Source organism: Sphingomonas sp. MA1305, from assembly GCF_016107325.1.
In the GTDB taxonomy this organism is placed as follows: domain Bacteria; phylum Pseudomonadota; class Alphaproteobacteria; order Sphingomonadales; family Sphingomonadaceae; genus Sphingomonas.
Map to the genome: position 1 here is coordinate 1,176,452 of NZ_RCVT01000001.1, position 18,723 is coordinate 1,195,174.

Annotated in this window: 18 protein-coding genes; 8 read left to right on the top strand and 10 right to left on the bottom strand. The window is 67.8% G+C overall.

The features are described 5' to 3' along the window. Positions 1-3 precede the first annotated feature (3 nt). Entirely contained in the window at positions 4-1,593 is a 1,590-nt protein-coding gene (locus tag D9601_RS05945; protein ID WP_198352938.1) for a carboxyl transferase domain-containing protein, read from the bottom strand. 10 nt (positions 1,594-1,603) lie between these two features. Continuing rightward, positions 1,604-2,731: an isovaleryl-CoA dehydrogenase gene (locus D9601_RS05950; RefSeq protein WP_198353411.1), complete on the bottom strand. Its 1,128-nt coding sequence runs from the start codon at positions 2,729-2,731 to the stop codon at positions 1,604-1,606. A 171-nt stretch (positions 2,732-2,902) separates the two neighbouring features. Between D9601_RS05950 and D9601_RS05955 the strand changes: the two genes are divergently transcribed. The 4 genes from D9601_RS05955 to D9601_RS05970 all read left to right on the top strand — a co-directional run bounded on the left by D9601_RS05955 (position 2,903) and on the right by D9601_RS05970 (position 5,997). After that, positions 2,903-4,009 (top strand): S-(hydroxymethyl)glutathione dehydrogenase/class III alcohol dehydrogenase, encoded by a 1,107-nt coding sequence (locus D9601_RS05955; protein ID WP_198352939.1) that lies wholly within the window; start codon positions 2,903-2,905, stop codon positions 4,007-4,009. Between the two features lie 11 nt (positions 4,010-4,020). Then, on the top strand, positions 4,021-4,404 hold the full coding sequence (locus tag D9601_RS05960; RefSeq protein WP_198352940.1) for a VOC family protein: 384 nt from the start codon (positions 4,021-4,023) through the stop codon (positions 4,402-4,404). A gap of 2 nt (positions 4,405-4,406) precedes the next feature. Beyond that, positions 4,407-5,264, top strand: coding sequence for an S-formylglutathione hydrolase (fghA, locus tag D9601_RS05965; RefSeq protein WP_232473977.1), 858 nt, complete (start codon positions 4,407-4,409; stop codon positions 5,262-5,264). Between the two features lie 130 nt (positions 5,265-5,394). Further along, complete coding sequence (locus D9601_RS05970; protein ID WP_232473831.1) at positions 5,395-5,997, top strand: hypothetical protein; 603 nt, start codon at positions 5,395-5,397, stop codon at positions 5,995-5,997. On the opposite strand, the gene D9601_RS05975 is transcribed toward D9601_RS05970, so the two are convergent. The 4 genes from D9601_RS05975 to D9601_RS05990 form a co-directional block, all read right to left on the bottom strand. Beyond that, positions 5,994-6,515 carry a GNAT family N-acetyltransferase gene (locus D9601_RS05975; protein ID WP_198352942.1) on the bottom strand — a complete coding sequence of 174 codons (522 nt, stop codon included), beginning with the start codon at positions 6,513-6,515 and terminating at the stop codon, positions 5,994-5,996. The genes D9601_RS05970 and D9601_RS05975 overlap by 4 nt on opposite strands. Further along, on the bottom strand, positions 6,515-6,937 hold the full coding sequence (ndk, locus tag D9601_RS05980) for a nucleoside-diphosphate kinase (protein ID WP_115381414.1): 423 nt from the start codon (positions 6,935-6,937) through the stop codon (positions 6,515-6,517). The genes D9601_RS05975 and ndk overlap by 1 nt, the downstream gene beginning before the upstream one ends. A gap of 83 nt (positions 6,938-7,020) precedes the next feature. After that, positions 7,021-7,461, bottom strand: coding sequence for a DNA polymerase III subunit chi (locus D9601_RS05985; RefSeq protein WP_198352943.1), 441 nt, complete (start codon positions 7,459-7,461; stop codon positions 7,021-7,023). Beyond that, positions 7,461-8,921, bottom strand: coding sequence for a leucyl aminopeptidase (locus D9601_RS05990; protein WP_198352944.1), 1,461 nt, complete (start codon positions 8,919-8,921; stop codon positions 7,461-7,463). The genes D9601_RS05985 and D9601_RS05990 overlap by 1 nt, the downstream gene beginning before the upstream one ends. 160 nt (positions 8,922-9,081) lie before the next feature. On the opposite strand from D9601_RS05990, the gene D9601_RS05995 reads away from it, so the two are divergent. The 4 genes from D9601_RS05995 to rsmA all read left to right on the top strand — a co-directional run bounded on the left by D9601_RS05995 (position 9,082) and on the right by rsmA (position 14,653). Continuing rightward, positions 9,082-11,352 carry an LPS-assembly protein LptD gene (locus D9601_RS05995; protein ID WP_198352945.1) on the top strand — a complete coding sequence of 757 codons (2,271 nt, stop codon included), beginning with the start codon at positions 9,082-9,084 and terminating at the stop codon, positions 11,350-11,352. Positions 11,353-11,431: 79 nt separating this feature from the next. After that, entirely contained in the window at positions 11,432-12,811 is a 1,380-nt protein-coding gene (locus D9601_RS06000) for a peptidylprolyl isomerase (protein WP_332837902.1), read from the top strand. Between the two features lies 1 nt (position 12,812). After that, positions 12,813-13,826: a 4-hydroxythreonine-4-phosphate dehydrogenase PdxA gene (gene pdxA, locus D9601_RS06005; RefSeq protein ID WP_198352946.1), complete on the top strand. Its 1,014-nt coding sequence runs from the start codon at positions 12,813-12,815 to the stop codon at positions 13,824-13,826. Then, complete coding sequence (rsmA, locus tag D9601_RS06010) at positions 13,823-14,653, top strand: 16S rRNA (adenine(1518)-N(6)/adenine(1519)-N(6))-dimethyltransferase RsmA (RefSeq protein WP_332837903.1); 831 nt, start codon at positions 13,823-13,825, stop codon at positions 14,651-14,653. Before pdxA ends, rsmA begins: the two co-directional genes overlap by 4 nt. A gap of 29 nt (positions 14,654-14,682) precedes the next feature. Here rsmA and D9601_RS06015 read toward each other — a convergent pair whose 3' ends face one another. From D9601_RS06015 to D9601_RS06030, 4 genes are all read right to left on the bottom strand, one after another. Continuing rightward, positions 14,683-15,183 (bottom strand): tetratricopeptide repeat protein, encoded by a 501-nt coding sequence (locus D9601_RS06015; protein WP_198352947.1) that lies wholly within the window; start codon positions 15,181-15,183, stop codon positions 14,683-14,685. 31 nt (positions 15,184-15,214) lie between these two features. After that, positions 15,215-16,387: an RsmB/NOP family class I SAM-dependent RNA methyltransferase gene (locus D9601_RS06020; RefSeq protein ID WP_198352948.1), complete on the bottom strand. Its 1,173-nt coding sequence runs from the start codon at positions 16,385-16,387 to the stop codon at positions 15,215-15,217. 10 nt (positions 16,388-16,397) lie between these two features. Then, complete coding sequence (gene guaB, locus D9601_RS06025) at positions 16,398-17,855, bottom strand: IMP dehydrogenase (protein WP_198352949.1); 1,458 nt, start codon at positions 17,853-17,855, stop codon at positions 16,398-16,400. 62 nt (positions 17,856-17,917) lie between these two features. Beyond that, complete coding sequence (locus D9601_RS06030; protein WP_198352950.1) at positions 17,918-18,670, bottom strand: hypothetical protein; 753 nt, start codon at positions 18,668-18,670, stop codon at positions 17,918-17,920. Positions 18,671-18,723: the final 53 nt, after the last annotated feature.

Here is an 18,723-nt window from a genome sequence, read left to right on the forward strand (position 1 = left end):
GGGTCACATCCGGAACACGCCGAAGCGCGGCGCTTCGGCTATGGGAGCAGCGAGACAGGCGTCGAGCGCGAGGCCGAGCACGTCGCGGGTCTGGACCGGATCGATGATGCCATCGTCCCACAGTCGCGCGGTGGCATGCCAGGGGTTGCCTTCATCCTCGTAGCGGGCGCGGATCGGCGCCTTGAAGGCATCGGCCTCTTCCGGGGTCCATCGCTCCGCGTCACGATGGACGGTGGCGAGCACGCTCGCCGCCTGTTCGCCGCCCATCACGCTGATCCGGCTGTTGGGCCAGGTGAACAGGAAGCGTGGGCCATAGGCGCGCCCGCACATGCCGTAGTTGCCGGCGCCGAAGCTGCCGCCGATCAGGATGGTGATCTTGGGCACGCTGGCGGTGGCGACGGCGGTGACCAGCTTGGCGCCATGCTTGGCGATGCCTTCCGCCTCGTAGCGGCCGCCGACCATGAAGCCGCTGATGTTCTGCAGGAAAAGCAACGGCACGCGGCGTTGACAGGCGAGCTCGATGAAATGCGCGCCCTTTTGCGCGCTTTCGCTGAACAGCACGCCGTTGTTGGCGAGGATCGCGACCGGCATGCCGTGGATATGGGCAAAGCCGCAGACCAAGGACGCGCCGTAGAGCGACTTGAACTCGTGGAATTCCGAGCCGTCGACCAGCCGGGCGATCACCTCGTGCACGTCATAGGGCGCGCGCACGTCCTGGGGGATCAGGCCGTAGAGGTCCTCGGCCGGATGCAGCGGATCGCGTGGCGCGATCCGGTTGACCGCGGCGGGCGTCGCCGGCGGCAGGGTCGCGACGATGTCGCGGACGATGGTCAGCGCATGGTCGTCATTCTCGGCGACGTGATCGACGACGCCGGAGCGGCGGCCGTGCGTGTCGGCGCCGCCCAGCTCCTCGGCGCTGATCACCTCGCCCGTCGCGGCCTTGACCAGCGGCGGACCGGCGAGGAAGATCGTGCCGGCGCCGGCGACGATCACCGTCTCGTCGGACATCGCCGGGACATAGGCGCCGCCGGCGGTACAGCTGCCCATCACGCAGGCGATCTGCGGAATGCCGAGCGCCGACATATTCGCCTGGTTGAAGAAGATGCGGCCGAAATGGTCGCGGTCGGGAAACACCTCCGCCTGATGCGGCAGATTGGCGCCGCCGCTGTCGACCAGGTAGATGCAGGGCAGCCGATTCTCCTGCGCGATCTCCTGCGCGCGCAGATGCTTCTTGACGGTCAGCGGATAGTAGGTGCCGCCCTTCACCGTCGCGTCGTTACAGACGATCATCACCTGCCGGCCCGAGACGTGGCCGATGCCGGCGATCATGCCCGCGCCGGGCACCTCGCCGTCGTACAGGTTGTAGGCGGCGAGCTGGCCGATCTCGAGGAACGGGCTGCCCGGATCGAGCAGCTGTTCGACCCGGTCGCGGGGCAGCAATTTGCCGCGACCGGTGTGCCGCTCGCGCGCCGCGACGCTGCCGCCGCGTGCCGCCCGAGCGACGTCGGCCCGCAGCCGTTCCGCCAGCGCACGATTATGCGCCGCAAGCGCCGGATCGATGGCGGCGGTGGTCGGGATGACCGGGGCGTTCATGCCGCCGTCCTCACTGCGCCACCTTGGGGGCGGCGCCGATCAATTCGCGGCCGATCAGCATGCGGCGGATCTCGTTGGTCCCCGCCCCGATGTCGAGCAGCTTGGCGTCGCGCATGAAGCGTTCGACCGGCCAGTCCTTGGTATAGCCCGCACCGCCCAGCGCCTGGATCGCCTCCAGCGCCACCTTCACCGCATTCTCGCTCGCCAGCAGAATCGCGCCGGCCGCGTCGAAGCGGGTCGTCTTGCCCGCGTCGCAGCTCTTCGCCACCGCATAGACATAGGCACGCGCCGAATTGAGCGCGATATACATGTCGGCGACCTTCGCCTGCATCAGCTGGAACTGGCCGATCGGCTGGCCGAACTGCTTGCGCTCGCGGACATAGGGGATGACGACGTCGAGGCAGGCCTGCATGATGCCGAGCTGGATCGCGGCGAGCACCGCCCGTTCATAGTCGAGGCCGCTCATCAGCACCCCGACCCCGCCGTTCAGCGGGCCCATGACGTTCTCGCGCGGTACCTCGCACCCGTCGAACACCAGCTCCGCGGTCGGCGAGCCGCGCATGCCCATCTTGTCGATCTTCTGCCCGATCGAAAAGCCGGGCATGTCCTTCTCGATCAGGAAGGCGGTGATGCCGCGGCTGCCTTCGCCCGTCTTGGCATAGACGACGAGCGTGTCGGCATAGGCCGCGTTGGTGATCCAGAATTTCGTCCCGTCGAGCACGTAGCCGCGATCGGTTTCGCGCGCGCGCAGCTTCATCGACACGACGTCGGAGCCGGCGTTCGCCTCTGACATCGCCAGGCTGCCGACATGCTCGCCGGAAATGAGCTTGGGCAGATATTTGGCCTTTTGCTCCGGATTGGCCCAGCGGCGGATCTGATTGACGCAGAGGTTGGAATGCGCGCCATAGCTGAGCCCGATCGAGCCCGAGGCGCGCGAAACCTCCTCCACCGCGACGACATGTTCGAGATAGCCGAGGCCAAGACCGCCGTCGGCCTCCTCGACGGTGATGCCGTGCAGGCCCAGTTCCCCCATGGCGGGCCACAGCTCGTCGCGCGGGAACCAGTCGTCGGCGTCGATCTTCGCCGCCAGCGGCGCGATCCGGTCGGTCGCGAAGCGCCGGGTGCTGTCGCGGATCATCTCCGCCGCCTCGCCGAGCGCGAAATCAAAATCGGGGGTCACAGCCGCCACCTCTCCACATATCGTTGCAAATGCGACTAGCAGGCCGGCGTCAGCGATCAACCCTGGATGCTTGCGGCCGAGGCGCGCAGTGAATACCGGTTCGCCCGTCACCGATCGGAGCCAATGCCCATGAAGACCCGCGCCGCCGTCGCGTTCGAGGCCAAACAGCCGCTGGAGATCGTCGAACTCGACCTCGAAGGCCCCAAGGCCGGCGAGGTGTTGGTCGAGATCATGGCGACCGGCATCTGCCACACCGACGCCTATACGCTTGACGGCCTCGACAGCGAGGGGCTGTTCCCGAGCGTGCTCGGTCACGAGGGCTGCGGCATCGTCCGCGAGGTCGGCGCCGGGGTGACCAGCGTCGTGCCGGGCGATCACGTCATCCCGCTGTACACGCCCGAATGCCGCCAGTGTAAATCGTGCCTCAGCCAGAAGACCAATCTCTGCACCGCGATCCGCGCGACCCAGGGCAAGGGATTGATGCCGGACGGCACCACCCGCTTCAGCTACAAGGGCCAGCCGATCTTTCACTATATGGGCTGCTCGACCTTCTCCAACTTCACCGTCCTGCCCGAGATCGCGGTGGCGAAGATCCGCGAAGACGCTCCGTTCGACACGACCTGCTACGTCGGCTGCGGCGTGACGACCGGCGTCGGCGCGGTCGTCAACACCGCCAAGGTCGAGCCCGGTGCGACGGTGATCGTGTTCGGCCTGGGTGGCATCGGCCTCAACGTCATCCAGGGCGCGAAGCTGGCCGGCGCGCTGCGCATCATCGGCGTCGACATCAATCCGGATCGCGAGGAATGGGGGCGCCGCTTCGGCATGACCGACTTCGTCAATCCCCGCGACATCGGAGACATCGTGCCGCATCTGATCGCGATGACCGACGGCGGTGGCGATTACACGTTCGACTGCACCGGCAACACCGTGGTGATGCGCCAGGCGCTGGAGAGCGCGCATCGCGGCTGGGGCGAATCGATCATCATCGGCGTCGCCGAGGCGGGCAAGGAGATCGCGACGCGGCCGTTCCAGCTCGTCACCGGCCGGACGTGGAAGGGCACGGCCTTCGGCGGCGCGCGCGGGCGCACCGATACGCCAAAGATCGTCGACTGGTATATGAACGGGCTGATCGAGATCGACCCGATGATCACCCACCGGCTGAGCCTGGACGAGATCAATACCGGCTTCGACCTGATGCATGCGGGCGAGAGCATCCGCAGCGTCGTCATCTACTGAGGAGAACGGACATGTTCAGCCACGTCATGGTCGGTGCCAACGACATCGCGGCATCGCAGGCCTTCTACGATGCCGCCCTCACCGCGATCGGCATTCCCCCGGGACGTCGCGATCCAAAAGGACGCGTGGCCTATATGCATGGCGGCAGCTTCTTCATGCTCACCACGCCGATCGACGGGGCACCGGCGTGCCACGCCAACGGGGGGACGATCGGCTTCCGCGCCGCGGATCCGGAAGCGATCGACGCCTGGCACGAGCCGGGCGTGGCGCATGGCGGTACCCCGTGCGAGGATCCGCCAGGCTGGCGCGACAGTCCGTTCGGCCGGCTGTACCTCGCCTATCTGCGCGATCCGTCGGGCAACAAGGTCTGCGCCATGCACGGGCCGGCCGCATGACTATGGGCCTGGGTGTGGAGACGGTATCGACGGCCAAGGCGCATGGCGGGACGCAGGGTGTCTACCGTCATACCAGCGCGGCGACAGGTACCGCGATGACCTTCTCGGTCTTCGTGCCCGATCACGCGCCGGGCGCGACGCTGCCGGTCGTCTGGTATCTGTCCGGGCTGACCTGCACCCACGCCAACGTCACCGACAAGGGCGAGTATCGGCGTGCCTGCGCCGAGCTGGGTCTGATCTTCGTCGCACCGGACACCAGCCCGCGTGGTGAGGGCGTCGCAGACGATCCTGATGGTGCCTATGACTTCGGGCTCGGCGCCGGCTTCTACGTCGATGCCACCGCAGCGCCTTTCACGCCGCATTATCGCATGTGGAGCTATGTCACCGAGGAACTGCCCGCGCTGATCGGCGCGGAATTCCCGGCAGACCTTACGCGTCAGTCGATCCTCGGCCATTCGATGGGCGGTCACGGCGCACTGACGATCGGTCTGACCTTTCCGGAGCGATTCCGTGCGATATCGGCCTTCGCCCCGATTGTCGCGCCATCGCAAGTGCCTTGGGGCAGGAAGGCGCTGGCTGGGTATCTTGGTGACGAACAGGCTGCCTGGCGGCCTCATGACGCAATTGCGTTGATCGAGGACGGCGCCCGGATTTCGGCGCTGCTCATCGATCAGGGCGATGCCGACCAGTTTCTGGCCGAGCAATTGCGCCCCGACCTGCTGGCCGATGCGTGCCGGCGCGCGGGGATCGATTGCACGCTGCGCATCCAGCCGGGCTACGACCACAGCTATTTCTTCGTATCGACCTTCATGGGCGATCACCTGCGCTGGCACGCGGCGCGTTTGCATACCGGGTCTTAACCGCGCACCGATACGGCTGCGACGGTCGAGAATCGGGAGACCTCGTGTGACAATCAAAGCATGCCTGTTCCTGCTCGCGGCGAGCGTGCCTGCCGCCGCATACGCGGCCGACGCGCCCTATTACGGTCCGATGAAGAAGATCGACGGATGGTGGGGCCTTGGGATGAAGGTGGGTTACGACGTCCGCCTTCAAAAAGACGGCAGCTGGCGGGTCGATGCAGTGATGCGCCGCGGGGATGCCCTGTCCGTCGCCATGTACCGCGCGGCCGAAATGGCCCGCGCGGGCGGCCATGACTACGTGCAATTCCTCGGCGGCAGCGCAAGCCGCGGCGGCGGCACCGAGGCCGCCACCGTTATTGCTCGGCCAAGCGACGTCTCGGCGCCGCCGACCGAATGCGCGGGACGCCGACGGGACGCCTGCTACACCGCCGATGCGGCGGAGGTGATGCGTATTTTGGGCGGCCCGGACGGTAGTCAGCCGGGCGTCGCCATCGTCGACCATGTCGACCGCTTCGGCCGCTCGGTATTCCTTAGCGGCTTCGGCATTGGCAAAGTGGATTCCGGCAGCGCCCGCGTTGCTGCCGCACCGCCCGCACCGACGCCGCAGCCGGCGATGCGCATGCCGGTCTCAGCACGACTGCCCGATGCGCAAGACCGGTTCGAGCAGGCGCTCAAGGAACAGCAGTCGGTTCGAGGGCGCGACCCCCGCCAGGGCTGGACGATCAGCGACTAAAGATCTCGGGCGTAGACCCGATCGTCGCACGCCGTTGCGCCGACGGTGAACGCGCGTTCGGTGACCACGGCGAATCCCTGACGCTCGTAGAAGGCACGGGCGCGGCTGTTGCCGGCGAAGACGCCGAGCAGCATCCGCCGCGCACCACGCGCCCGCGCATCGGCGATCGCCTGCGCCATCAGCATCGCACCTAAGCCGGTGCCGCGGGTGGCGGACAAGGTATAGATGCGGCGCAACTCGATGTCGCCGGCGCGCGTCTCCCCCACATCTTCGGGCGGAGTCAGCAAAGTGTAGCCGACAGGTGCGAGGCCGGCAGGATGCTCGGCCAGCGTCAGCACGAACGTCGGGTCGGCGGCCCAGGCGGCGAACCGCGCGACGCTGCTCTTGGCGGCAAGATGCGCGAGGATATCGGGACCGGCGAGCACGCCCGCGAAAGTCTCTAGGAAACTGGCCTGCGCGACCAGCGCGACTGCGGGTGCATCGTCGACCGACGCACGCCGCAGCCGCCAGTCGGTCATCAGCCGACGATCTCTTCGGGCTTGAAGAAATAGGCGATCTCGATCTCGGCATTCTCGTCCGAGTCCGAGCCATGAACGGTGTTCGCCTCGATCGACTCGGCCAGTTCCTTGCGGATCGTGCCGGGCTCTGCGTTCGCCGGGTTGGTCGCGCCCATGATGTCGCGGTTGCGCTGCATGGCGTTCTCGCCCTCGAGCACCTGCACGACCACCGGACCCGAGATCATGAACTCGACCAGGTCGTTGAAGAAGGGACGCTCCTTGTGGACCGCGTAGAAGCCCTCGGCCTGCTCGCGGGTCATGTGGATGCGCTTGGACGCGACGACGCGCAGGCCGGCATCCTCCAGCATCTTGGTGACCGCACCGGTCAGGTTGCGGCGGGTGGCGTCGGGCTTGATGATCGAAAAGGTCCGGTTCGCGGCCATGATGGTCACGGAGCTCCTGTGCTTGGGCTGTCGGTGGAAAGTGGCGCCGCCCTAGTCGCCGCGCCCCCACTTGGCAACACGGCTCAGGCGGCCTGTTCCCAGCGGCCGCTATCGGACTGTTTCCAATAGCGACGTTCGACCCCATCGGCATCGCCGAGCGCGCGCCACGCCGCCCGCGCCGCGCCGATCTGGTCCTCGCCGAAGATGTGGAAGGCGCGGTCGAAGCCGAGTGCCTCGTCACGCCAGCGTCCGTCGACAATCGCGATGTGACGCGCACCATTGCCCGCCTCCGCCTCCGCCGCGATCAGTACCGGCTGGGCGGCATCGTCGCCCGATCCCACCCGCGCATGGGGGAGGAAACTGTCCGCCTGATAGGTCCACAGCAGCCGGTCGAGGTGCGCGCGCTGGTCCTTGCTTTCTGCGACGATCAGCAGCCGCGCGCCGCTCGTCACGACCTTGTCGGCGATCTGCGGCAGCACCCGATCGATGGGTGCCGCCGTCAGATGGTAGAAGTCGACCTGCATCAGCGCTCGAAATGCGCGGCGACGAAGCGGTCGAGCAGTTTGACGCCGTAGCCGGTGGCGCCCTTGTCGTACGTGGCGCCGGGCTTGTCGGACCAGACCATGCCGGCGATGTCGAGGTGCGCCCATTTCACCCCCTGATCGACGAAGCGCTTGATGAACTGCGCTGCGGTGATCGAGCCGGCGCCGCGCGGGCCGATGTTCTTCATGTCCGCGATCGGGCTGTCGAGCAGCTTGTCATAAGCGTCGGACATCGGAAAGCGCCACAATTTGTCGCCCGTCTCGGTCCCTGCGGCGAGCAGCTGATCGGCAAGCGCGTCGTCGTTGGCGAACAGGCCGCCATATTCGTTGCCCAGGCTGACGATCATTGCGCCGGTCAGCGTCGCGAGATCGACGATCGTCGCGGGCTTGAACGTCGCCTGCGTCCAAGTGATCGCATCGGCGAGCACCAGCCGTCCTTCCGCATCGGTGTTGAGCACCTCTATCGTCTGACCCGACATCGACGTCACGACGTCACCCGGACGCTGCGCATTGCCGTCGGGCATGTTCTCGACCAGGCCCATGACGCCGACGACGTTCGCCTTCGCCTTGCGCGCAGCCAGAGTCTTCATCACGCCGGCGACGGCACCCGCGCCGCCCATGTCCCACTTCATGTCCTCCATCCCGGGCCCGGGCTTGAGCGAGATGCCGCCGGTGTCGAAGGTCACGCCCTTGCCGACGAAGGCGAGCGTCGGTGCACCGTCGCCGCCGCCGTTCCACTTCAGCGCGAGCATCCGCGCCTCGCGCACTGAACCCTGGCTGACGCCGAGCAGCGACCCCATGCCGAGCTCGCGCATCTGCGCCTCGTCGAGCACGACGATCTCCAGGCCGAGGCCGTCTACCGACTCCCGGACGTAATCGACGAAGGTCTCGGGATAGAGGATGTTGGGCGGCAGCGTCACCAGAGTGCGGGTCAGTTCGAGACCGGCGGTGGTCGCCGCCTCGGCCTGCCAAGCGTCCTCGACGCCGGTTGCGGCGCCGGCGATCGTCAGCACCTGCAGCGTCGGCTTCTGCTTGTCGGTCAGCTTGGTGCGATAGATATCGTACCGCCAGCCGCGCTGCGCGGCGGCCGCGGCGAGGCGGGCGACCGCGGCAGGTTCGGCGCCTGCAGCCGAGACGTCGACGGCGAGCTCAGTCGCGCCGGACGTGAGCAGCTTGCCGGTCAGCGCGCCGCCGGCCTTGGCCCAGTCGGCTGGTTTGCCCTCGCCGACGCCGACGATCAGCCACTGACGGACGCCGCCGTCCTGCGTCGCGAAAAGTTCGACCAGCGCGCCCGCCTCGCCATCGAAGCGCGCCGCGCGCGTCGCCGCCGCGACCAGCGCCGGATCGACGCCGGCGAGCGCCGGTGTGCCCGCCCCCTTGGCGACGGGCACCGCGACGAGGGTCGCGGCGGGGGAGAGAGCCGGAGCGAAGCGAACGTCCATGCGATCCTATTCCTGCATCATAGCGTTAAGGCCATGATCTAGGACTCGGCGACGCCAAGCACAACGATTGCAGCGTCGCGCGGGTGATGCGATAGGCGGCGGTCGTGCGGCATCGATCAGGGCGGTGCCGGGGTCGCCAAAGGGGTGAGTTCGAATCGTCGTGTTGCGTCTCCACCTTCTGGCCGGCTGCGTCCTGCCGCTCGCAATCCTGGCCGGGCCCGCGGCGGCGCAGGACCTCGGGGCGCGCCCGGTGGCGCCGGCGCCGAGCAGCGATCCCGCGCTCGCCGTAGCCTCCCCTACCCCACAGGATCCTGCCGCGATGCCGGCGCAGGATCAGATCCGCTTCAGCACCGACCGGCTGGAATATGACAGCGACGCCGACGTCGTCACGGCGGTCGGCGAGGTGCGCATGTACCGTGAGACGGAACGGCTGCGCGCGGATCGGGTCGTGTGGAACCGCAAGACCGGCAAGGTCGTGGCGAACGGCAATATCGCCGTCACCAATCCGCAGGGCGACACAGCTTATGGCGATTCGATCGAGCTGACCGATTCGCTCAAGGACGGCGTGGTCGACAACATGCTGATCGTGCTCAATCGCGGCGGCCGCCTCGCGGCGCAGCGCGGGACGCGCGATGCGAACGGCGTCGTCGAGCTGGACAGTGCCGCCTATACGCCCTGCGCGGTGGAAACTTCCGCGGGATGCCCGAAGGAGCCGTCGTGGAAGATCACGGCGGTCCGCATAACCTATCGGCCCGATCGCGAGCGCCTCTATTACGGCGGCGGCTCGTTCCACCTGTTCGGCCTGCCCGCGCTGCCGCTGCCGCGCTTCTCCACGCCGGTCGGCGGCGGGTCCGAAAGCGGGCTGCTGATGCCCGACGTCCAGGTCAACCAGTCGAACGGACTGGAGCTGGTCGTCCCCTATTTCTTCAAGCTCGCCCCCAACAAGGGGCTGACGCTGACGCCGCATCTCTTCTCCGGCGAGCTGCCGATGATGCAGGCGCAATATGACGCGCTCGGCCAGACGGGCGCATTCCGCCTGACCGGATATGCGACAGAGAGCCGGCGCAGCGACGATCTGACGACGGTGAACATCACCGACACGACGCGCGCCTTCCGCGGCTATCTCGACGGCGTCGCCCGCTATCAGCTGAGCCCCGACTGGACGGCGAGCGGATCGCTGCGCGTGACCACTGACCGCACGTTCCTGCGCCGCTACGAGATTTCCCGCGACGATCGGCTGCGCACTACCGCCAGCCTGGAGCATATCGACGCCGACAGCTATTTCGCGATCACCGGCTGGTATGTGCAGACGCTACGCGTGAACGATCGACAGGGCACGCAGCCGATCGCGCTGCCCGAGATCGATTATCGGCAGCGCTTCGACCTGTTCGGCGGCAAGCTACAGCTCCAGGGCAATACGCTGGCGCTGACCCGGCCGGAGGGCCAGGACACGCAACGCGCCTTCGTAGCCGGGCAATGGGACCTGCGCCGCCTGACCAATTGGGGCCAGGAGGTGACGCTCACCGCTTACGCCCGCGCCGATGTCTACAATACGCAGAACGTCGACAGTACCGCGGTGGCCAGCTACCGGGGGCTGGAGGGCTTTCGCGGCCGCGCGCTCGGGGCGTTGGCGGTCGACGTGAAATGGCCGTTCGTCGGCGATTTCATGGGCGGTACGCAGCGTTTGACGCCGCGGTTGCAGATCGTCGCCTCGCCCAAGATCGCCAATCTCGAAGTTCCCAACGAGGATGCTCGCTCGGTCGATCTCGAGGATTCGAACCTGTTCGCGCTCAACCGCTTCGCCGGCTACGACCGGTTCGAGGATTCGAGCCGGGCGACCTATGGCGCGGAATGGGCGGTCGACCTGCCCGGCGTCAGCTTCAACGCCGTGATCGGGCAGAGCTATCGCCTGTCGGAACGGCCGACGATCCTGCCGCAGGGCACCGGCCTGTCCGACCGCTTCTCCGACATCGTCGGGCGTACCGAGCTGCGCGTCCACGACTTCGTGTCGATCACTCACCGCTATCGGCTCGACAAGGGCGATTTCGCCGTCCGCCGCAACGAGGTGGACGCCACCGTCGGCTCGCGCAGCACCTATTTGCTGGTCGGCTATCTGCGCCTCAACCGCAACATCTTTCCCAGTATCGAGGATTTGCAGGATCGCGAGGAATTGCGGGTCGGCGGACGCGTGCAATTCTCGCGCTTCTGGTCGGCGTTCGGCTCGACCGTCATCGACCTCACCGACAAGGCGGAAGATCCGCTCTCGCTGTCAGATGGGTTTTCGCCCGTCCGCCATCGGCTGGGCGTGCAATATGAGGACGACTGCCTGCGTCTCGGCCTGACCTGGCGGCGGACCTATCAGGATACGGGTGACGCCCGCGGCGGCAACGCCTTCCTGTTGACGCTGGCGTTGACCAACATCGGTCGCTAAGCCGTCATTCAGCCGATCGGGGGCATCTGCACGCTGACTGCGCGCTCGCCGCGCCGCAATTTTGGGAACACGACACGACGTGACGCACGCATTTCGACCGACCGCCGTTCGACCGATCGCCCGTCTGGGCCGCGCCATGGGCTGGGCTTTGCTGGCGGCGACCGCCGGGGGCGCGGTGGCGCAGACCGTCGCGGATCAGAGCGTGCCGGAAACCAACCTCGACATTCCGCAAAATCTGCAGATCTTCGGCAAGCTCGATCCGAACATCCGCAAGCCGACCGCGGTCGTCAACGACACGGTGATCACGCAGACCGACGTCGATCAGCGGCTGGCGCTGACGCTGCTGACCAATGGTGGTGCCAAGCCGCCTGCGGACCAGCTGGACCAGATCAAGCTGCAGATCCTGCGCCAGCTGATCGATGAAACGCTGGAGGTGCAGGAAGCCAAGGCCAACAAGATCACCATCACCCCCGCGGAGATCGATCAATCGGTCGCGGGCGTCGCCAAGCGCGCGGGCCAGACATCCGAACAATTCCGCGTCACCCTGCGCAAAGCCGGCACCTCGGAGCGCTCGCTGCGTCAGGCGATCGAGGGCGAACTCGCCTGGAACCGTTACCTGCGGCGCAACGTGGAACCCTTCGTCAATGTCGGCGATGAAGAGGTGAAGGCGATCATCGATCGGATTCAGGCCGCCAAAGGCACGGAAGAATTCAACCTCCACGAAATCTACCTGAGCGCCAACGACGGTAACCGCGAACAGGTCGCCGCCAACGCCCGCCAGATCATCCAGGAATTGCAGAAGGGGCAGCAGCCCTTCGAATTCTATGCGCGCAGCTATTCCGAAGCCTCGACCAAGTCGGTCGGCGGCGATCTCGGCTGGATCCGTCTCGCCACCCTGCCCCAGCCGCTGGCCGAGGCAGCACAGTCGATGCAGGTCGGTCAGGTGGCCGGACCTATCCCGACGCCGGGCGGCTTCTCGATCCTCTATCTGACCGACAAGCGGACGATCGGCGCCGCCGATCCGCGTGACGCGCGGCTCAGCCTGAAGCAGCTGACGATCAAGTTTCCGCCGAACACGACGATGGCGCAGGCGCAGGCGCGGGCCGGCGTGTTCGCCAAGGCGCTGGAGTCGATCCAGGGCTGCGGCAGCGTCGAGAAGGTGGCGCAGAGCGTCGGCGCCGAAGTCGTCGACAACGATTCCGTGCCGGTGCGCAGCGTCCCCGACCCGCGCCTGCAACAGATCCTGCTCAGCCTTAAGGTCGGTCAGGCGACACCGCCGTTCGGCTCGCCCGAGGAAGGCGTGCGCTCGCTGGTGATCTGCGGCCGCGACGATCCGCAGCAAGGTGCGGAGCCGAGCGCCAATCAGATCCAGGGTCAGCTCGAGCAGCAGCGTGTCAACCTGCGCGCGCAGAGCAAATTGCGCGACCTCCGCCGCGATGCGGTGATCGAGTATCGCTGACATGAGCAAGGCCCTGGCGCCGCTGGCCGTTTCAATGGGCGATCCCGCTGGGATCGGACCGGAGATCATCGCCAAGAGCTGGGCCGTCCGGGCACTGCGCAGCCTGCCGCCGTTCGTGGCGATCGGCGACCCACGCGCTTTCTCCCGCGTCTGGCAAGGGCCGGTCGCGCCGGTCGCCGATCTCGACGAGGCTGTAGCGACATTCGATTGGGCATTGCCGGTGTTGAGTGTCTGCGAGGCAGGCGATGTGACACCCGGATTGCCTGATGAAGCGGGCGCCCGCTGCGCACTGCAGGCGCTCGAACAGGCCACGGCACTGACCCGCTCGGGGGCGACCCGGGCCTTGGTCACCGGCCCGGTGTCGAAGGCGCAGCTCTACGGCATCGGCTTCAACCATCCCGGCCAGACCGAATTCGTTGCGGAACGCTGCGGTATCGCTGGCGAGGATGCGGTGATGATGCTCGCGGGGCCATCGTTGCGCGTCGTGCCGATCACCACGCACATCCCCTTCGCCGACGTGCCGCGCGCGCTGACCGTGGATCTGATCCTGGCCAAGGCGCGGGTCACGGCGCAAGGGCTGATTGAGCGGTTCGGGATCAAGGCGCCGCGCCTGGCCTTTGCCGGGCTCAATCCGCATGCCGGCGAAAGCGGCGCGATCGGACGGGAAGAGATCGACACGATCGCCCCCGCCATCGCCGAACTGCAACGCGAAGGGATTGCCGCAACCGGCCCCTACGCAGCGGACACGATGTTCCACGCCCGCGCCCGCAGCGGCTATGACGCGGTGATGTGCGGTTATCACGATCAGGCGCTGGTGCCGATCAAGACGCTGCATTTCGACGAAGGCGTCAATGTCACGCTGGGGCTGCCGATCGTCCGCACCTCGCCCGATCACGGCACGGCGTTCGGCCTCGCCGGGCGCGACACCGCGCATCCCGGCGCGATGATCGCGGCGATCGCCATGGCGGGGCAGATGGCGGAGCGGCAGGCGCGTACCGACGCGCTGGTTTCGTGAGCAGCGTTCCGGTCGGCGGCCCACTGCCGCCGCTGCGCGAGGTGATCGCCCGCTATGGCCTGTCGGCAAGCAAGGCGCTGGGGCAGAACTTCCTGTTCGACGGTCAATTGCTGGCGCGCATCGCCGCGGTGCCCGGCGATCTCGACGGTGCCGAGGTGCTGGAGGTCGGGCCCGGTCCCGGCGGCCTCACCCGCGCGCTCCTCGCCGCCGGTGCGCAGGTCACGGCGATCGAGCGCGATCGGCGCTGCATCCCCGCGCTGGAGGAACTCGGCGCCGCCTATCCGGGGCGGCTGCGGCTGATCGAGGGCGATGCGCTGGCGATCGACGCGCCATCGCTCTTCACCGGTCGGCCGCATATCGTCTCCAACCTGCCCTATAACGTCGGCACGGCCCTGCTCGTCGGCTGGCTGACCGGCCCTTGGCAGCCGTGGTGGCAATCGCTGACGCTGATGTTCCAGAAGGAGGTCGCGGAGCGGATCGTCGCTGCGCCGAACTCCGATGCCTATGGCCGGCTCGCCGTGCTCACCCAATGGCGCAGTCACGCGCGGATCGCGATGCCGGTCCACCGGTCCGCCTTCACGCCGCCGCCCAAGGTGATGTCTGCCGTCGTCCACATCACCCCCGCCGAGCCGCCGGCGGGTGTCGAGGTCGCGACGCTGGAGCGTGTCACCGCCGCGGCATTCGGTCAGCGACGCAAGATGCTGCGGCAGAGCCTGAAGGGCGTGCCGGGCGCGATCGACGCGGCCGAGGCGGCGGGGATCGATGTGGCACGCCGCGCCGAGACGCTGACCGTCGAGGACTTCGTGGCGATCGCCCGGGCCCTGTGAGACTGCCAATCGCCGTATCGGATTAAAGCCTATTCCTTCGCCGTCGCCGTCTTCGTTTGGGCACTGGCGGTGGTAATCGGCGGTCCCTTGGCGATCACGGCGGCGAGCTGCGTCGCCTGCGGGCAGGACGTCTTGCAGAGCGTGCGGATCTTGGCGAGATTGGCCTTCGCCAACGTCACCGCGCCCTTGGCGACCAGCGCCTCGCCCTGCCCCTGCAGCGCCGCAACGTCATTCGGTTCGAGCGACAGCGCCTCGCGGTAGAGACGGATCGCCTTGCCGGGCAGGCCGCGCGCGTCGGCGGTCTCGGCCAGCACGACGAACGCCTCGCGGTTGCGCGGGTCGACCGCGAGTGCGGTTTCGAGCAGGTCGGTCGCACCGTCGAGATTGCCCGCGGCCTTGGCCGCCTTGCCCTGGGCGAGCAGCTGAAGCGAGCGGGCGTCGACCTGATCGTCGGGACGCTGGCCGTTGAGGGACGTCGATACGCACACCAGGGTCAATGCGGCGGCGATGGCGACGGACGTGACGCGCATGAAGGTCTCCGACGAGGGCACGAAGCCCAAGCTAGCAGGGCCGCGCCAGCCGCGCGACAAAAAACCCATCGGTGCCGTCATGGGCGGGGTCGAGCCGTATTCCCTCGCCGCGCGGCCGGCCGGCGGGCAGCGTCAGCGGCTCGGCGGTCCAGCCGGGACGATCGGCGAGGAAGCGGTCGATCTGCTCCGCCCCTTCCGCATCGAGCAGGGAGCAGACGATATAGACCAACGCACCGCCAGGTCGCACGAGCGGGGCGCCGAGCGCCAGCACATGGCGCTGCTGCGTTGTGAACCGCTCGAGCCGCGCCGGCGTCAGCCGCCAGCGCGCCTCCGGATTGCGACGCCAGGTGCCGGTGCCGGAACAGGGTGCGTCGATCAGCACCGTGTCCGCATGTCCCTGCCAATCGGCGAGCGCCGCCGCCTCGCGGCCACCGTCGAGCAGGCGCGGTTCGACGATCGTCACGCCGGCGCGGGCGGCCCGCGGTGGCAGGCGCGACAGGCGCGGCCGGTCGATATCGGTGGCGAGCAGGGTTCCGCGATTGTCCATGGCCGCAGCCAGCGCGAGCGTCTTCCCGCCACCGCCGGCGCACAGGTCGACGATGTGCTGGCCAGGCTTCGCGCACGCGGCGAGCGTGACAATCTGGCTGCCGGCGTCCTGTACCTCGACCAAACCGGCGAGCGGCTCGACGTTGGTGCCGGTGGGGAGGCGCAGGGCGTCGGGCAGACCGGCGATCGGCTCGCCGCCAAGCTCGGTTGCAAGCGCGGCGGGATCGGCGCGCAGGCGGTTGATGCGGATGTCGAGCGGCGCGCGCGCCACCAGCGCGGCCTGATCCGCGACGGCGAGGCCGGATGCCGACAAAGCCCGGGACAGCCAGTCTGGCACCGCCCCTGCCACAGCGGCGGCCTCGTCATGTTCGATCGCGGCGGGACCATGGGCGGAACCGTCGAAGGTCGCCGCCACCCCGTCGTCGTCGCGCGCAAGCCCGACCAGCGCGGCCCGGCCGGTCACGGGCACCTCCCCGGCACGGCGTATGGCGGCATAGACGAGGTCGCGCACGGCACGCCGGTCCTTCGATCCCGCATAGCGCCGCGTCGCGAAGTAACGCGCGACGAGCACGTCCGCCGCCGCGCCACCGCCGCGCGCGGCGGCAATGACCTCGTCGAGGATGTCGATCGCGGCCTGGGTTCGTGCCGCCGGCGTCATCGCTCCTCGCTCATCGGGTCGGGTAGTTCGGCGCCTCGCGCGTGATCGTCACGTCGTGGACGTGGCTTTCCTTGAGGCCCGCGCCGGTGATCTGCACGAATTGCGCACGATTCTTCAACTCGGCGATCGTCGCGGATCCCGTGTAGCCCATCGCCGCCTTGATGCCGCCGACCAGTTGGTGGATCACGTCGCGCGCCGGGCCCTTGTAGGCGACCTGGCCCTCGATGCCCTCCGGCACCAGCTTCATCTGGTCCTTGATGTCGCCCTGGAAATAGCGGTCGGCCGAGCCGCGGCCCATCGCCCCGACTGATCCCATGCCGCGATACGACTTATAGGCCCGCCCCTGGTATAGGAAGGTCTCGCCTGGCGCCTCCTCGGTGCCGGCGAGCAGCGAGCCGACCATGCAGGTCGACGCCCCGGCGGCAAGCGCCTTGGCAAGATCGCCCGACGTGCGCAGGCCGCCGTCGGCGATCACCGGCACGCCCGACTTGGCGGCTTCTTCGGCGCAATCCATCACGGCAGTCAGCTGCGGCACGCCGACGCCAGCGACGACGCGCGTGGTGCAGATCGAGCCCGGACCGATGCCGATCTTGATCCCGTCCGCGCCGGCATCGACCAGGGCGCGCGTCGCGGCGGCCGTGGCGACATTGCCGGCGACGACCTGAACCGAATTGCTCAGCGCCTTCACCCGTTCGACCGCGCGAGCGACGTCGCGATTGTGGCCATGGGCGGTATCGATGACGATCAGGTCGCATTCCGCGTCGACCAGCGCCTCGGTCCGCTCGAACCCCTTATCGCCAACGGTGGTGGCGGCGGCGACGCGCAGGCGACCGGCGGCGTCCTTGGTCGCATCGGGATAGGTAACCGCCTTTTCGATGTCCTTGACGGTAATCAGGCCGACGCAGCGATAAGCCTGGTCGACGACGAGCAGCTTTTCGATCCGGCGTTGGTGGAGCAGGCGGCGCGCTTCCTCCTGGCCGACATCGGTGGAGACGGTAGCGAGATTGTCGCGCGTCATCAGCTCAGCGACCGGCTGCTTGGGGTTGCCGGCGAAGCGCACGTCGCGATTGGTCAGGATGCCGACCAGCTTGCCGTCCGCCTCGACGACCGGGATGCCGCTGATCCGATGGCTGGCCATCAGCGCCTGCGCCTCGGCCAGGGTCGCGGTCGGCGCGATGGTGATCGGGTTGACCACCATGCCCGATTCGAACCGCTTGACCTGCCGCACCGCGGCGACCTGTTCCTCGACGGTCAGATTACGGTGCAGCACCCCCATGCCGCCCAACTGCGCCATGACGATCGCCATGTCGGCCTCCGTCACCGTGTCCATCGCGGAGGACAGGATCGGGATGTTGAGCGCGATGCCGCGGGTCAGCTGTGTCCGGGTGTCGGCGCTGCTCGGCAGAATGTCCGACTCCTGCGGGACGAGCAGGACGTCGTCGAAGGTGAGCCCGAGCCGGATATCCAAGGTGCCGTTCCTCGCTGATGGGGAGAAGTGGCGGGCCATGTAACCGCGGTTCGCCGGTTTAGCTAGAGGGCGGCCAAATGCGCCGCGACATAGTCGGTGACCACGCCGACCAGCGAGCCGCCGAAGCGCGGGTTCAGTTCGAGGATGCGCAACGCCCCCTCCTCCAGCTTGTAGTTGAAGCAGCAGGTTCCTTCGAAGCCGAGCGCGTCGAGGATGGCGATGCACCGGTCGAGCACCGGGCCCGGATCGGTCGGCACGATCGCCGACGGACGATCGGCATGGCCGCGGACACCGAGCGGCTGTCCCATGTCGTATCGATAGGCGACGTGGAAGCGGACCCGGCCGCCGACCCGCAGCAGGTGCAGGACATATTCGTCGGCCCCGACAATTGCTCTCTGGCGGAAGACGTCGGGCGTGTCGGCGCCGTCATCTTCGCCGGGACCCTGGATCATTTGGCAGCCGAAGCCGAAATCGCCCTGCCGCGTCTTGCGGATATAAGGAAAGACGTCCGGGGACGGCCCGAGCAACTCGGGAACGGTGTCGCCGAAGCCGTTACCGATCAGCCAACGATTGAAGGCCAGCTTGTCGTCGCACAGCGCGACCAGATCCGCATCCGGCAGCGTGGCCCGGCCAAGCGCCGTGGCGGGACGCGCCGATGCGATCTGTTCGACGCGCAGCGGCACGACCAGGTCGAAACGAGTCAGATCGACCGCGTCGAAGGGTGCGAAGCTCGCCTCATAGCGCTGATGGTCAAGATATTGCGCGATCGCCGGCATCTGCGTCGCGTGATTGCCGAAGAGAATGCGCCTGATCACGTCGATACGCTTACGATGCGACGGCGAGCAGTGCTATAGCGGTGTGGGGCACC